This is a genomic window from Salinifilum aidingensis (assembly GCF_054782015.1).
Genome location: NZ_BAAGTH010000016.1, coordinates 1 through 14809, shown reverse-complemented (window position 1 = coordinate 14809; position 14809 = coordinate 1). Strand labels below are relative to the sequence as shown.

11 protein-coding genes are annotated in these 14809 nt (G+C 70.7%); 7 read left to right on the top strand and 4 right to left on the bottom strand.

The genetic code is table 11. The features are described 5' to 3' along the window. Positions 1-2: 2 nt before the first annotated feature. Positions 3-689 carry a histidine phosphatase family protein gene (locus tag ACYVJE_RS19420; protein ID WP_459159257.1) on the bottom strand — a complete coding sequence of 229 codons (687 nt, stop codon included), beginning with the start codon at positions 687-689 and terminating at the stop codon, positions 3-5. A gap of 191 nt (positions 690-880) precedes the next feature. On the opposite strand from ACYVJE_RS19420, the gene ACYVJE_RS19415 reads away from it, so the two are divergent. Further along, entirely contained in the window at positions 881-1702 is an 822-nt protein-coding gene (locus ACYVJE_RS19415; protein ID WP_461145571.1) for an enoyl-CoA hydratase/isomerase family protein, read from the top strand. On the opposite strand, the gene ACYVJE_RS19410 is transcribed toward ACYVJE_RS19415, so the two are convergent. Next, entirely contained in the window at positions 1671-2507 is an 837-nt protein-coding gene (locus ACYVJE_RS19410) for a crotonase/enoyl-CoA hydratase family protein (protein WP_461145570.1), read from the bottom strand. The two genes, ACYVJE_RS19415 and ACYVJE_RS19410, sit on opposite strands and share 32 nt — an antisense overlap. A gap of 220 nt (positions 2508-2727) precedes the next feature. On the opposite strand from ACYVJE_RS19410, the gene ACYVJE_RS19405 reads away from it, so the two are divergent. The 3 genes from ACYVJE_RS19405 (at position 2728) to ACYVJE_RS19395 (ending at position 7293) form a co-directional block, all read left to right on the top strand. After that, entirely contained in the window at positions 2728-3939 is a 1212-nt protein-coding gene (locus ACYVJE_RS19405; RefSeq protein WP_461145569.1) for a PAS domain S-box protein, read from the top strand. 352 nt (positions 3940-4291) lie between these two features. Next, positions 4292-6232 carry a 2-oxoacid:acceptor oxidoreductase subunit alpha gene (locus ACYVJE_RS19400; RefSeq protein ID WP_461145568.1) on the top strand — a complete coding sequence of 647 codons (1941 nt, stop codon included), beginning with the start codon at positions 4292-4294 and terminating at the stop codon, positions 6230-6232. Beyond that, positions 6229-7293: a 2-oxoacid:ferredoxin oxidoreductase subunit beta gene (locus ACYVJE_RS19395; RefSeq protein ID WP_461145567.1), complete on the top strand. Its 1065-nt coding sequence runs from the start codon at positions 6229-6231 to the stop codon at positions 7291-7293. The genes ACYVJE_RS19400 and ACYVJE_RS19395 overlap by 4 nt, the downstream gene beginning before the upstream one ends. Before the next feature lie 67 nt (positions 7294-7360). Here the strand turns inward: ACYVJE_RS19395 and ACYVJE_RS19390 are convergent, their stop codons facing one another. Beyond that, positions 7361-8914 carry an acetolactate synthase large subunit gene (locus tag ACYVJE_RS19390; RefSeq protein ID WP_461145566.1) on the bottom strand — a complete coding sequence of 518 codons (1554 nt, stop codon included), beginning with the start codon at positions 8912-8914 and terminating at the stop codon, positions 7361-7363. Between the two features lie 215 nt (positions 8915-9129). Between ACYVJE_RS19390 and ACYVJE_RS19385 the strand changes: the two genes are divergently transcribed. Next, positions 9130-10047, top strand: coding sequence for an alpha/beta hydrolase-fold protein (locus ACYVJE_RS19385; RefSeq protein WP_461145565.1), 918 nt, complete (start codon positions 9130-9132; stop codon positions 10045-10047). Positions 10048-10078: 31 nt separating this feature from the next. Here the strand turns inward: ACYVJE_RS19385 and ACYVJE_RS19380 are convergent, their stop codons facing one another. After that, positions 10079-10921, bottom strand: a complete 843-nt coding sequence (locus tag ACYVJE_RS19380; protein WP_461145564.1) for an alpha/beta fold hydrolase — start codon at positions 10919-10921, stop codon at positions 10079-10081. Positions 10922-12148: 1227 nt separating this feature from the next. Between ACYVJE_RS19380 and ACYVJE_RS19375 the strand changes: the two genes are divergently transcribed. Next, positions 12149-13849 carry a glycine/sarcosine N-methyltransferase gene (locus ACYVJE_RS19375; protein ID WP_459159266.1) on the top strand — a complete coding sequence of 567 codons (1701 nt, stop codon included), beginning with the start codon at positions 12149-12151 and terminating at the stop codon, positions 13847-13849. A 119-nt stretch (positions 13850-13968) separates the two neighbouring features. Then, positions 13969-14809, top strand: an 841-nt coding sequence (metK, locus tag ACYVJE_RS19370; protein ID WP_461145563.1) for a methionine adenosyltransferase, incomplete at its 3' end; no start/stop codon positions are given.

The following is a 14809-nucleotide window of genomic DNA, read 5'->3' as shown; positions in this document are numbered from 1 at the left end:
GATCAGCTCAGCGGGGCCGCGGAGGGGTCCGATGCGGAGTGCAGGTGCGCGGTGTCGTTGAAGCGCCGGAGGATCCACGACGAGCCGTCGACGACGACCTGCGAGACGGAGCCGTTGTCCGCGCCGAGGAACGCCAGCGGTCGCGCGTCCGCGGTCTGGCGCATCACCTCGGCGATGACGCCGCCGTGGGTGAACGCGACGACCCGCTGGTCCGGGTGCTTCGCGGCGATCCGCGAGATCGCCGCCCGCACCCGCTCGGCGAAGGTCTCCGGCGATTCGGCACCGGGGATCACGTCCCAGCGCTGCTCGGCGTACATCCGGTGCAGCACGGGGTCGTCCTCGGCGACCTTGCGGCGGAACACCCCGCCTTCCCAGTCGCCGAGGTGCACCTCCCGCAGCTCCGGTTCCGCCTGCGAGCTCAGCCCCGTGCGGGTGAGCAGCGGAAGCGCCGTCATGCTCGTGCGCCGCAGCGGTGTCACGTAGACCGCGTCGGGGTGCTGCCCGGCCAGCCGGGCCCCCACCAGTTCGGCCTGCTCGTGCCCGGCCTCCGCCAACGCGGGGTCGCTCTGGCCGTCGATCAGGGGGAACGGCGTGCCCGCGCGGGCGGGTTCCGACTCGCCGTGCCGCACGAGCAGCAGGTCGGTCGCTCCGCTCGGCAGGGTGAACCGGGCCTGGCGGTACTCGGTCATCGTGCTCGCTCTCCTCGCGGGGCGGGGCGGACTGCAGGGGCGGCGCGCGAACCCCGTCACCAATCTACCCGTGGCGCAGCAGCGCCCTGCCCAGCACTTCCCGCGCCACCGGGGACCGCCCCAGCGGTCGGCGCGTCGGCGGCCGGACGGCGCCCCGTGGCGGAAGTCACCGTGCAGGAGGAGGAACAACGATGTCCACAACGGAGGAAATGGGCGAGAGGTCCGGCGAGGACCCCGTTCTCGCGCGGCTTTCCGGGAACGTGCTCACCGTGACGCTCAACCGCCCGCGGAAGAAGAACGCGCTCGATCCGGACGCGTGGCGGCTGCTGCGGGAGGCCTTCCGCAGCGCCGCGTCCGACGACGCGGTGCGCGCCGTCGTGCTGACCGGTGCGGGCGGTGACTTCTGCGCCGGGGCCGACCTGACGGCGATGACCGACCGGCAGCACCCGCTGCGCCGCATGGAGCTGGTCAACTCGGTCGCCGAGGCGGTGTTCCACCTGCCCAAGCCCGTGCTGGCCCGGGTGCGCGGCGCGTGCGTCGGAGCGGGCTGGAACCTGGCGCTGTGCTGCGACGTGGTCGCCGCGTCCGAGAACGCGCGGTTCAGCCAGATCTTCGCGAACCGCGGGCTTTCGCCCGATTTCGGCGGGTCCTGGCTGCTGCCGCGGATCGTCGGCATGCAGCAGGCGAAGCGCCTGGTGATGCTCGGCGAGTTCGTCGGCGCGTCCGAGGCGGCGGACCTCGGCCTGGTGACCTGGGTGCGCGAGGACGACGAGCTCGACGCGTTCGCCGCCTCCACCGCCGAGTCGCTGGCCAGGAAGCCGCCGGCCGCCGTGGCGCAGGCGAAGGACCTGCTGCACACCGCAGCGCAGCAGAGCTTCGGCGAAGCTCTGGGCGGTGAGGCGCGCGCGCAGGCGGTCAACTTCGCCACCGAGGACGCCGCCAACGCGCGCGAGGCGTTCACCAGCGGCACCGAACCGGAGTTCACCGGTCGCTGGGCCGCTCCGGATCGCTGAACCGCGGCGCGCGCTCGGCGAAGTTGGCGGACACGGCCTCGAGCTGGTTGGCGCCGCCCACGAGCTCGCCGATCGCGCGCTGCTCGGCGGCGAAACCCTCCTCGAGGTCGGTGCGCCCTGCCAACTCGAGCAGCCGCTTCGCGCGGCGGACGGCGTCCGGGGACCTGCCCGCGATCTCGCCGGCCACCCGGCGGGCCTCGGCGAGCGGGTCGGTGCTCACGCGGGTGACCAGTCCCAGCTCGTCCGCCTCGGAACCGGTGACCTCGCGGCCGGTGAACGTGAGCTCCTTGGCCACGTCCCGGCCGACGAGCTCGGGCAGCACCTGCGTTCCCGTCATGTCCGGGATGATGCCCCAGTTGATCTCCATGACCGACAGGCGCGCGTCCGCGGTGGCGAACCGGATGTCGGCCCCCAGTGCCAGTTGCAGCCCGCCGCCGAAGGCGACGCCGTGCACCGCCGCGATCACCGGCACCTGCAGCGCAGCCCACACCCACACGACCTGCTGGGCCAGCGCGCGCGCCGGTCCGACCGGTTCCGCGTCCGCGGCGGCGAGGCGGTTGTCCTCCCCGCCGGAGGGGTCAGCCATCCGGGCGAACTCGGCGAAGTCGAGGCCGGCGCAGAACCCGCGTCCGCCGCCGTGCAGCACCACGACGCGCACCGCGGGGTCCGCGGCGATCTCCCGCCCGGTGCGCAGGAGCTCGTGGAACATGTCCACGTCGAGGGCGTTGAGCTTGTCCGGCCGGTCCAGCCGGACCTCGGCGATGTGGTCCTCGACGGTGCAGCGGACTCGGGGTTCGGTGGTCAAGAGGCCTCCTCGCAGGCAACGCCGCCGCGGGACGGCGGGTGATCGCGGATGAACGGCAATCCTCGGTGCTCCGCGCGCGGACGGCCCAGCGCGGTGTGCCCAACGTCACCGGAAGGGGCGGTGGGTGCCCGCCGACCGGCGCGCCGGCGCGGCCTCCGGCGGGCGTGCTGCGCGTGGCGCGATGCGAGCGCGGACGCGCCAGCGCTATTCTGGGCCTCCCATGTCCGCGGCCGAGGGGATGTCGGTGGAGGACGGGTTCTGGCGCCAGGTGTTCGACCAGGCCTCCGCTCCGCTGGCGATCATCGACATGCAGGGCCGGTACGAGTACGTCAATCCGGCCCTGTGCGAACTGCTGGGCTACCCGGCCGAGCAGCTGTGCGGACGCGACTACCGCGATGTCACCCATCCGGATGACATCGACTTGGGTGGTCCGCGCGCCGCGGACGAGCCGCTGGAGAAGCGCTACGTCCGCAGCGACGGCTCGGTGATCTGGACGCTGGTCTCCCGCGCCTACATCCGCGACTCCACCGGAACGGTGACGCACCTGCTCTCGCAGATCCAGGACATCACCGAGCGCCGCGAGCTGGAGGAGCAGTGGCGGCGCAGCTTCGCCAACGCCCCCATCGGCATGGCCGTGCTCGACCTGGACGGGCGGTGGAGCGCGGTCAACGAGGAACTCGCCGCGACCCTCGGCTACGAGCGCGAGGAACTGCTCGGCAAGTCGGTCTGGGACCTCACCTACGAGCTCGACGACGAGCGCGGCCGCGACGAGTTCCACGAGCTCGTCAAGGGGCAGACCGACACCATGACGGTCGAGAAGCGCTTCCGGCGCAAGAACGGCCGCCCCATCTGGGTGTTCCTCCGCGCCACGACGGTGCCCGACGCCGACGGCTCGCCGGCCTTCATCATCAGCCAGTACGAGAGCATCGGGGAGCGGCGCCTGGTGGACGCGCACCTGGCGCACCTGGCGCTGCACGACCCGCTGACCGGTCTGGCGAACCGGGTGCTGCTCGAGGACCGCATGGAGCAGTACCTCAAGCAGATCGGCAGCGGCTGCGCGGTGCTCGGCGTGCTCCTCGCCGATCTGGACCGGCTCAAACCGATCAACGACCGCTACGGCCACGCGCACGGGGACCGGTTGCTCATGACCGCCGCGCAGCAGCTGCAGCGCGCGGTGCGCTCCGGGGACACGGTCGCGCGGCTCGGCGGGGACGAGTTCGTGGTGCTGAGCCTGGTGCCCGACGAGGAGGCCGCCGGGGCGCTGCGCGAACGGGTGGCCGCGTACCTGGACACGGAGCTGATCATCGCCGGAGAGGTGATGGAGGCCCGCGCCAGCGTGGGGCTGGCCACCACCCGCGATCCGCAGCGGTCGGCCACCGAGCTGCTGCACAGCGCGGACCTCGACATGTACGAGCGGAAGCGGCAGCGCTGATCCTCACCCGGTCGGGGATCTCTCGCATGCTGGGATGTGTCGTAGCGCACCCGTGCTCCGGCGCCGGTGCTCCCCGGGGGCGCCGAGCGCGGTGCGGTCGTGCGGCACCGCGCCGCCCGTTCGCCGGTTTTCACCGCACGTTCCCCGTCTGACCTGGGGCGATCGGGCGATTCGCGAGCGGTGTCCGCGGGCGCCGGTGCGATCGGGCAGCGGCGCCAGCGGGGCGCACGCGGCCGTGTGCGGGGCGAAGAAGCGGTTGATCCCGAACCCTACTGTGGGTAAGAACGACCGCGAGGCGGAGTATCGTACGCCGTGGGACGCACACACCTGCAGGGAAAGGGAACGGAGCAACGTGGGCACGACGAATGGGCACCGGTCCGCAGCTGCGGACTCGGGCTCACCGGCCACAGCGACGGCCACGAACCGGGGTGACGGCCCGCAGGACGGGGTCCGCCAGCTCAACCGGGTGGTCATCCGGTTCGCCGGTGACTCCGGTGACGGCATGCAGCTGACGGGTGACCGGTTCACCTCCGAGGCGGCCTCCTTCGGCAACGACCTGGCGACGCTGCCGAACTTCCCCGCCGAGATCCGCGCTCCTGCGGGCACGCTGCCCGGGGTGTCGAGCTTCCAGCTGCACTTCGCCGACTACGACATCCTCACACCGGGCGACCGGCCGGACGTGCTGGTGGCGATGAACCCCGCGGCGCTGAAGGCGAACATCGGCGACCTGCCGCGCGGGGGAACGCTCATCGTCAACACCGACGAGTTCGGCAAGCGCAACCTGTCGAAGGTCGGTTACGAGCAGAGCCCCCTCGAGACCGAGGAACTGGAGCCGTACACGGTCCACCAGGTCGCGATGAACACCCTCACCCAGGGGGCGCTGGCCGAGACCTCGCTGGGCAAGAAGGACGCGGCGCGGTGCAAGAACATGTTCGCGCTGGGACTGCTGTCCTGGATGTACAACCGGCCCACCGAGAGCACCGAGCAGTTCCTGCGCGAGAAGTTCGCCAACAAGCCCGAGATCGCCGAGGCGAACCTCCTCGCCTTCCACGCGGGCTGGAACTACGGCGAGACCACCGAGTCCTTCGCCGTGTCCTACGAGGTGGCCCCGGCGCAGCTGCCGCAGGGCACCTACCGGCAGATCACCGGCAACGCCGCGCTGGCCTACGGCATCGTCTCCGCGGGGCAGCGCAGTGAACTGCCGGTGTTCCTCGGCAGCTACCCGATCACACCGGCCTCGGACGTGCTGCACGAGCTCGCCAAGCACAAGAACTTCGGCGTCACCACCTTCCAGGCCGAGGACGAGATCGCCGGCATCGGCGCGGCGCTGGGCGCCTCCTTCGGCGGATCGCTGGGCGTGACCACGACCTCCGGGCCCGGCCTGGCGCTGAAGTCCGAAACGATCGGGCTGGCCGTGGCGCTGGAACTGCCGCTGCTGGTGTGCGACATCCAGCGCGGCGGCCCCTCCACCGGGCTGCCCACGAAGACCGAGCAGGCCGACCTGCTGCAGGCGCTGTACGGCCGCAACGGTGAATCGCCGGTGCCGGTGATCGCGCCGTGCTCCCCGGCCGACTGCTTCGACATCGCGCTGGACGCGGCGCGGATCGCGCTGGCCTACCGCACGCCGGTGCTGCTGCTGTCCGACGGCGCGGTCGCCAACGGCTCCGAGCCGTGGCTGATCCCGGACGTGGACGAGCTGCCCGACCTGCGGGTCGACTTCGCCGCCGAACCGAACGCCTCCGACGGCTCCGGGGAGTTCTGGCCCTACCAGCGCGACCCCGAGACGCTCGCGCGGGAGTGGGCGATCCCGGGCACGCCCGGCCTGGAGCACCGGGTCGGCGGTCTGGAGAAGGCCGACGGCAAGGGCAGCATCTCCTACGACCCGGACAACCACGACCGGATGGTCAGGTTGCGGCAGGACAAGACCGACGGCGTCGCGGTGCCCGACATCGAGGTGGACGATCCGAGCGGCCAGGCCCGCGTGCTCGTGCTGGGCTGGGGGTCCTCGTACGGTCCGATCGGTGCGGCCTGCCGCCGCGTGCGCGGTGCGGGCATGTCCGTGGCCCAGGCGCACCTGCGCCACCTCAATCCGATGCCGGACAACCTGGGCGAGGTCCTCCGCGCCTACGACAAGGTCGTGGTGCCGGAGATGAACCTCGGCCAGTTGGCAATGCTGCTGCGTTCGCGCTACCTCGTGGACGTGCAGTCCTACACCAAGGTGGCCGGTCTGCCGTTCCAGGCGGAGGAGCTGCAGAACGTGCTCACCGATGTCGTGCAGGGGGTTTCCGCGTGACTACCACGGATCTGGGAATGCCGGAGCTCGGCGGCCTGGCCGAGGTTCCGACCACCGACGAGAAGCAGTCCGCGAAGGACTTCAAGTCCGACCAGGAGGTCCGCTGGTGCCCCGGGTGCGGCGACTACGTCGTGCTCAACGCGGTGCAGAGCTTCCTGCCGTCGCTGGGCCTCAAGCGCGAGAACATGGTGTTCGTCTCGGGGATCGGCTGCTCCTCCCGGTTCCCGTACTACATGAACACCTACGGGATGCACTCCATCCACGGCCGCGCGCCGGCCATCGCCACCGGCCTGGCCACCAGCCGCCCGGACCTGTCGGTGTGGGTGGTCACCGGTGACGGCGACGCGCTGTCCATCGGCGGCAACCACCTCATCCACGCGCTGCGGCGCAACGTGAACCTGACGATCCTGCTGTTCAACAACCAGATCTACGGGCTCACCAAGGGCCAGTACTCGCCGACGAGCGAGGTCGGCAAGGTCACCAAGTCCACACCGGTCGGTTCGCTGGATCAGCCGTTCAACCCGGTGTCCGTGGCGCTGGGGGCCGAGGCCGGTTTCGTGGGCCGCGTCATCGACTCGGACCGGCAGAACCTGACCGAGACGCTCCGCGCCGCCGCCGAGTACCGCGGCAGTGCCCTGGTCGAGATCTACCAGAACTGCCCGATCTTCAACGACGGTGCGTTCGACGTGCTCAAGGACGGCGACGAGAAGCAGCGGCGGATCATCCCGCTGCGGCAGGGGGAACCCGTCGTCTTCGGACCGGAGGACGAGCGCCGCGGCGTCGTCCCCGACGGTGCCGGCGGCCTCCGCGTGGCCAAGCTGTCCGAAGTGGATGAGAACGAGGTCGTGGTGCACGACGCGGCCAACCCCGACCCGTCGTACGCGTTCGCGCTGTCCCGGCTGGGCGGGCAGGACCTCAACCCGACCGTCACCGGGATCTTCCGCAACGTGCCGCGCGATACCTACGACGACATGGCGCGCGCCCAGGTGGCCGAGGCGAAGCAGAACAAGCAGGCCGACCTGCAGAAGCTGCTCACCGGCAACGACACCTGGAGCATCTGAGCAAGGCCCGACCGCAGCGGGGCCGCGTCCGAGCTGACGCGGCCCCGCCCGCGTGCGGACCGGCAGGTCACCGCAGCACGGCCTCGATCAGCCGCGGCCCGGCGCCGAGCTGCGCGTTGCGCAGCTCGGCGACCAGTTCCGCACCGGTGGTCACGCGCACGGCCGGGACGCCGAAACCGCGCGCCACGTTCGTCCAGTCCGCGGCGGGACCGGTGAGGTCGGTCAGATCGCGGGCCGAAGCACCCGGTTCGGCGACCCCGTGGCGGTGGAGTTCGGTCTCCAGGATGCGGTAGCGCGAGTTGGCCAGCACCACCGTGGTGACGTTGAGCCCCTCCCGGGCCTGCGTCCACAGTGCCTGGATGCTGTAGGCGGCGCTGCCGTCGGCCTGGAACGTGATCACCGGGCGCTCGGGGCAGGCCACGGCTGCCCCCGTCGCCAGCGGGGGACCGCCGCCGATCGCACCGCCGGTGAGGCCCAGTTCGGTGTGCGGCGGGGCGGAGGCGGCGACGGCGGGGTAGGCCGCGGCACCCGAGACCCCTTCGTTGACGACGATCGCGTTCTCCGGTTGCGTGCACGCGATCGCGCGTGCCACGTCCTGGGCGGTGAGCGTCCCCTCCGGCGGGGTGAGCTCCGGGGCGTCGGCGCGCACCGGAGCGGTGGACTCGCTGCCGGTCGCGGCGGCCAGCCCGTGCACCGCCGCGGTGGCGTCCTCGGTCGGCTCGGCCAACGTGTGGATCCGCGTCTCCGGCGGCAGCGGGTAGCTCGGCTGCCCCTGGTACCCGAAGAACGACACCGGGGTGCGCGCCCCGACGAGCACGAGGTCGGTGCAGCCGTCGAGCGCGGCGAGCACGTCTTCGGGGAAGTAGGGCAGTTCCCTGGTGACCGGGAGGTTCGGTGTCCGGTCGACGCGCGCCGAGCCGCGTTCGGTGAACACGGCGCCGCCGCACGCGGCCGCGATCCGCCCGGCGGCGGTCAGCGCAGCGGGGTGCAGAGCGGAACCGCCGAGCAGCAGAGCCGGGCGGGTTTCGCCGCCGTTGCCGGTGAGCCGCTTGGCGACCTCGGTGATCCGCTCGTCGTCCACCGCCGGGCGAACGGGTGGAGCCGGCACGTCCGGCACGGCACCGCCCTCGCCGGCCATGTGGTCGGCCGCGGCGATCAGGGTGGCGGGGAGGCGCAGCCGCAGCGCCCGCTCGCGGGCGGTCAGGAAGGCGCGTGCGGTCCCGGCGGGGGAGGAGGTGCGTCCCACCCAGCCGGAAACGGGGGCGGCGAGCGAGTCGATGTCGCTGGCCAGCGGCGGGTCCGCGGCCAGGTGCCAGCTGGCGTGCTCGCCGATGACGTTGATCACCGGGGAGAGGCCGCGGCGGGCGTTGTGCAGGTTCGCGATCCCGTTGGCGAGGCCCGGGCCGAGGTGCAGCAGGGTCAGCGCCGGTGCCTCGGCCATCCGCGCGTACCCGTCGGCGGCGCCGGTGGCGACTCCTTCCGCCAAGGCCAGGACCGGGCGCACACCGGGGGATTCGTCGAAGCTTTCGACCAGGGGGATCTCCGTCGTTCCCGGATTGGCGAAGCACGCGCGCACACCGGACGCGTGCGCCGTCGCCAGCAGGGCCTCGGAACCTTTCACGTGCCGCTCCTTTGCGCGAGGGGGATCAGCGCGGAACGCTCCCATGCTCCCGGGTGCGGGGGGTCCGGGCAAGCACCGCACCGGTGTTCCCCGGGTTCGGGACGGCCTGCGCGCGGGGCGGGGACGGGGGTGGGTAGTCTGGTCGGCCGGCAGTGCGGCTGCGGTGGGGCGGGCCGCCTGCCCGGGCACTGACCACGACTACTTTCGGTGACGAGATGCGTGACGGGTTCCTCGATCGGCGGCGGTTGCTGCGGTACGCGGGGCTGCTGGCGGCGGGGGCCGCGGCGGCCGGGTGCACCTCCGAGGCGGACTCGACGCCCGCGCCGCCACCGGAGCCGGGCGGGGCGACCTCGCAGGCGCCGCAGGAGCAGGAGTCCGCGGACGGCGTGGTGGTGCGGACCGAGGAGGTGTACTCGGAGTACCGGCACACGAACGTCCAGCTCTGGACGGCTCACCCATCCACTGTGGATGAAGAGGACCTGGGAGAGCTGCCGTGGGTGCTGTACCTGCACGGCAGGGACGGGATCAATCCCAGTCCCGTGCCGGGGGACACGCTGTCCTCCCTGGGGAGCCTCGCGCGCAGCGGGGAGATCTCCCCGTTCGGTCTGGTCTCCGCCGGCGGCGGGTACAACGCGTACTGGTGCGACAACTCGGCGAACGGCCGTCTCGCGAGCATGCTGCGCGAAGAGCTGCCGCAATGGATGGTCCACCGTGGGCTCGGTGGTCGATTCGGCGAACCTGCCGCTGTCGCAGGGATTTCCACCGGTGGGTTCGGAGCCGTCAACTACGCGATCGACCGGAGCGTGCGCGGGAACCCGGTGAGCGCGCTCGCGGCGCTGTCACCAGCGGTTCCCACGACATGGGCGCACATGCGGGAGAAGCACGCGTTCGTGACGGAGCAGGAGTGGCGCCGGACCGAACCGATCGGGCGGATGCACATGCTGGGCGAACGGGTCCCGGTCGGCATCTGGGTGGGCGACGAGGACGCGTTCCTCCCCGGGGCGCGACGACTTCGCGCCGAACACCGCAACACGCCGGTGTTCTCGGTCCTGCCCGGCGGGCACGACGGCAGTGTGTTCAATGTGGTCGGCGCGGACATGGTGCGCTTCCTCGACGCGCACCTGCCGCGCTGACGCGGCAGCAGCGGCGGTCGCGCGGGAGCCGTCACTCCGGGTGCGCGCGCAGGTGCTGCAGCAGCAGGCGGTTGAGCTCGTCGGGGACCTCCTCCGGGACCCAGTGCGAGACGTCCTGCAACATCTCGAAGCGGTACGGTCCGGTGACGTGCTCGGCGGTGGCCAGCGCCGCCGTCGGGCCGACGGCCACGTCCTCGGTGCCCCACGCGTACAGCGTCGGCACCGCGACCGGTCCGACCGCCCCGTCGTCCCGGGACATCGCCCGGTACCAGTTCAGCGCCGCGGTGAGCGCGCCCTCCTCGCCGAAGCGGCGGACGTACTCGGCGACGTGCTCGGAGGGCACGACGCCGCCGTAGACGCGGCGCAGCGCCCGGGCGTCCTGCTCGAGCAGGCGCCGCTCGGCCCCGGCCGAGCGGAAGTCGCTGATGTAGGCCGAACGCCGCTGCTGGTCCTCGTCGTGGCGCATCGCCTCCGCGAACGGATCGGGATGCGGCACCGACACCGCGGTCAACGTGCGCACGCGCTCCGGGCGCGCCGCGGCGGAAGCCCAGGCGACGATCGCGCCCCAGTCGTGGCCGACGAGGTCGAAGCGGTCCCACCCCAGGACGTCGGCCAGGGAGAACACGTCGGCCACGAGCTCCTCGCGCCGGTACTCCCGCACCTCCTCCGGGCGGGCGCCGGGGGAGTACCCGCGCTGGTCGGGCGCGATGGCGCGGTACCCGGCAGCGCCGCCGAGGACCTCGAGCTGCGCGCTCCACTGCAGCGAGGTCTCCGGGAACCCGTGCAGCAGCAGAACCGCGCGCCCGTCGTGCGGGCCGGCCGCTCGGGCGTCGAAGACACCGGCCCCGGTGGTGAGGGAGAGCTCATCGATCATGCGCTCAGCCTAGCTGCGCAGCACGGGGCGTTGTGCCCGTTGCGCGGAGGGGAGGCCCGGGAGCGGGGGTGGCCAGGAGGAGCGGTCCCGCGGGGCAGCGCGGGGGCGGGAAGTGTGAGCAGCGGCACCCCGGGAAGTGGTTGACCGGCGGGCCGGACGGGTCGAGCGTGGCGTGTCCAACATCAAACGTCGACGTCCGGTGCGCCGAGCGGGGTGACTTGCCGCGCAACGGGTCGGACGGCGGTATCCACCGCAGCGCCCCGCCGCGCCGAATTCCGGCGAATGCGCGGGCGGCACCTCCTGCGCGATTTGCCTATCGCGCAACGCGCCGCGTCGGCACCGCGAATGCCTTCCGCATGACGAGAATCTTCGCGGTATTCAGGATTCTGCTGACGGGATTCCAGCCTTGTTGCTTTGTCGACAACCCGACATGGCGCCGGGCGGCGCGCAGAAATCGTGTGGGATTTTCGGGGGTTGACAGCGGTGTCAACAGCCGTTCGACTAGATCACGGCGGGATGCGGTGAGCGAGGTGTCCGCCCGTGCGTTCGGCGCGGCCCGGACGCGGCGCTGAATTTCGCCCGCGATTGTCCGTGCGCTGGGCTGAAGCGATTCAGTGCTGTCGAGGTGGAGCCGTGCTCCCGATCGTCGCGAACGGCGGGTCGCGGAGCCGTAACACCCCGGCCGTCCGCGGCGATGTACCGGGTGAGCAGGGGAGATCCCGCCGTTCGGCGGGGGTGCACCGGGGTTGGGCCTGCGAAGAATCACTCGGGTGCACGGTTGATTCCCTCCCGCGTAATGTGCTAAGAAGTGCGCGCGCGTGTACACAGGATGGCGGCGAAGCGCACTTACGCGATCGTTGCGCCGCGGGGAAAGGCTCCGGAAATTCGCAGGTGGTGGGGCGTTTTTTCGCCGGGGCGGTCCATCCGAATCATGCAATCACCGGAGCGTTGTGATCAGGGTCACAAGCGGAAAAGGTTGTGTCAGGAACTTTTTCATCTAGTTTGGGTACTCGACGCACAGATTTCGCGTCGAGGTCGGCAACGAAGCTGACCGCACGGGGATCGACTTTGGTGCGCGGCCGTTGATTCGGGCCGCCCAGGTCGGTCGAGAGTTGCCCTTATTTCGCAGCGGCGACCCGCACGGCCACGAGTCGAGCTCGGGCACTGAATCGTGCGAACCCGAGTTGTGCGGAGGCGCATGACCAACGCGAGTGGTGGGAGTGAAGCATGGCCAAGAGCGTGAACGACCTTGCCCAGAGTGATCAGACTGGGTCGGACGTCGACCCGATGCATCGCGAGGAGCAGGTCTTCGGCGACAACCCGTTGGAAGTGCGCGAGTCGGATCACTACACGCACGAGTACGTCGGCGGGTTCGTCGACAAGTGGGACGACCTGATCGACTGGAAGGCGCGCACTGAGAGCGAAGGCCGCTTCTTCATTGACCAGCTCAAAGCCCGCGGGGTGAAGTCCGTCCTGGACGCGGCGACCGGTACCGGTTTCCACTCCGTGCGGCTCCTGGAGGAAGGCTTCGAGACGGTCAGTGCGGACGGCAGCCCGCAGATGCTGGCCCAGGCGTTCAGCAACGGGCTCTCCTACGGCGGGCACATCCTGCGCGTCGTGAACGCGGACTGGCGCTGGCTCAACCGCGACGTCCACGGCACGTACGACGCGATCATCTGCCTGGGTAACTCGTTTACCCACCTCTTCTCGGAGCGGGACCGGCGCAAGGCGCTCGCGGAGTTCTACGCGATGCTGAACCACGACGGTGTGCTGATCATCGACCAGCGCAACTACGACTCCATCCTGGACTCCGGCTTCTCCAGCAAGCACACGTACTACTACGCGGGCGAGGACGTGTCCGCCGACCCGGACCACATCGACGACGGCCTCGCGCGGTTCAAGTACGTGTTCCCGGACAAGTCCGAGTACTACCTGAACATGTTCCCGCTCCGGAAGAACTACACGCGGCGGCTGCTGCGCGAGGTGGGCTTCCAGCGCATCGACACCTACGGGGACTTCCAGGAGACCTACTCCGACGACGAGCCGGACTTCTTCATCCACATCGCGGAGAAGAAGTACACGCCGGACGATGAACTGTCCAGCATGTACTCGGGCGCGGTGCACACCGCCCGCGACTACTACAACTCCGAGGACGCGGACAACTTCTACTTCCACGTGTGGGGCGGCAACCACTTCCACGTGGGCCTGTACAAGACGCAGGACGAGGAGATCAACGTCGCGTCGCAGCGCACCGTGGAGCACATGGCGAGCAAGGCGAAGATCACGCCGGACACCCGTGTGCTCGACATCGGCGCCGGGTATGGTGGTGCCGCTCGGCACCTGGCCCGCACCTACGGGTGCAAGGTCACCTGCCTGAACCTCAGCGAGGTCGAGAACGACCGCAACCGGGAGTTCAACCGGCAGGAGGGGCTCGACGAACTGATCGAGGTCCACGAGGGTTCCTTCGAGAACCTCCCGTTCCAGGACAACGCCTTCGACCTCGTCTGGTCGCAGGACGCGATCCTGCACAGCGGCGAGCGCGAGCGCGTGCTGGAGGAAGTGACCCGCGTGCTGCAGCCGAAGGGCGACTTCGTCTTCACCGACCCGATGGCGGCGGACGGCGCCGCGGGGTCGAAGGCGCTGCAGCCGATCCTGGACCGGCTGCACCTGGACAGCCTCGGTTCGCCCGGTTTCTACAAGCGGGAGCTGTCCAAGCTCGGACTCACCGACGTCGAGTTCGAGGACTTGACGGACTACTTGACCCTCCACTACGGCCGAGTGCTGCAGGAGCTGGAGAAGCGCGAGGACGAACTCGCGGACCGCATCGGGGAGGACTATCGCAGTCGGATGAAGGTCGGTCTGCGCAACTGGGTCGACGGCGGCAAGAGCGGAAGCCTCGCCTGGGGCGTCATCCACGGCCGCGCCTGAACCCGGGTGCCGGACCGGGCCGGGAGGTCCGCGGGACCGGACCGGCCGACCCGCAACGACACGGACGTTCGTGAACGCAAGGATCGAAGCAGCATTCAGCTGCGAGATGAGGAGTAGGCGTGAGTGAGATCAACCGTAGGCTGTTCACCAGCGAGTCGGTGACCGAGGGTCACCCGGACAAGATGTCGGACGCGATCAGCGACTCCATCCTGGACGCGCTGCTCGCCAAGGACCCCAAGTCCCGCGTCGCTGCCGAGACCATGATCACCACCGGCCAGGTGCAGATCGCCGGTGAGATCACGACCGAGGCCTACGTGGACTTCCAGCAGATCGTCCGCGACACCGTCCTGGAGATCGGGTACGACTCCTCCGGCAAGGGCTTCGACGGCAACTCCTGCGGTGTGAACGTGGCCATCGACGCCCAGTCGCCGGACATCGCCCAGGGCGTGGACGAGGCGCACGAGCAGCGCGTCGAGGGCTCCGAGGACGAGATCGAGAAGCAGGGCGCGGGCGACCAGGGCCTGATGTTCGGCTACGCCTGCAACGACACCGACGAGCTCATGCCGCTGCCGCTGGCCCTGTCGCACCGGCTGTCCCGCCGGCTGACCAACGTGCGCAAGGACGGCGTGCTGCCGTACCTGCGCCCGGACGGCAAGACCCAGGTCACCGTCGAGTACGCCGGTGACCAGGCCGTGCGCCTGGACACGGTGGTGCTGTCCACGCAGCACGCCGAGGACGTCGACCTCGACACCATGCTCGCCAAGGACATCCGCGAGAAGGTCATCAACCCCGAGCTCGACCGCGTCGGCCTGGACAACGGCGACATGAACGTCCTGGTCAACCCGACCGGTCGCTTCGTCGTGGGTGGTCCGATGGGTGACTGCGGCATCACGGGCCGCAAGATCATCGTGGACACCTACGGCGGTATGGCCCGGCACGGTGGCGGTGCCTTCTCGGGCA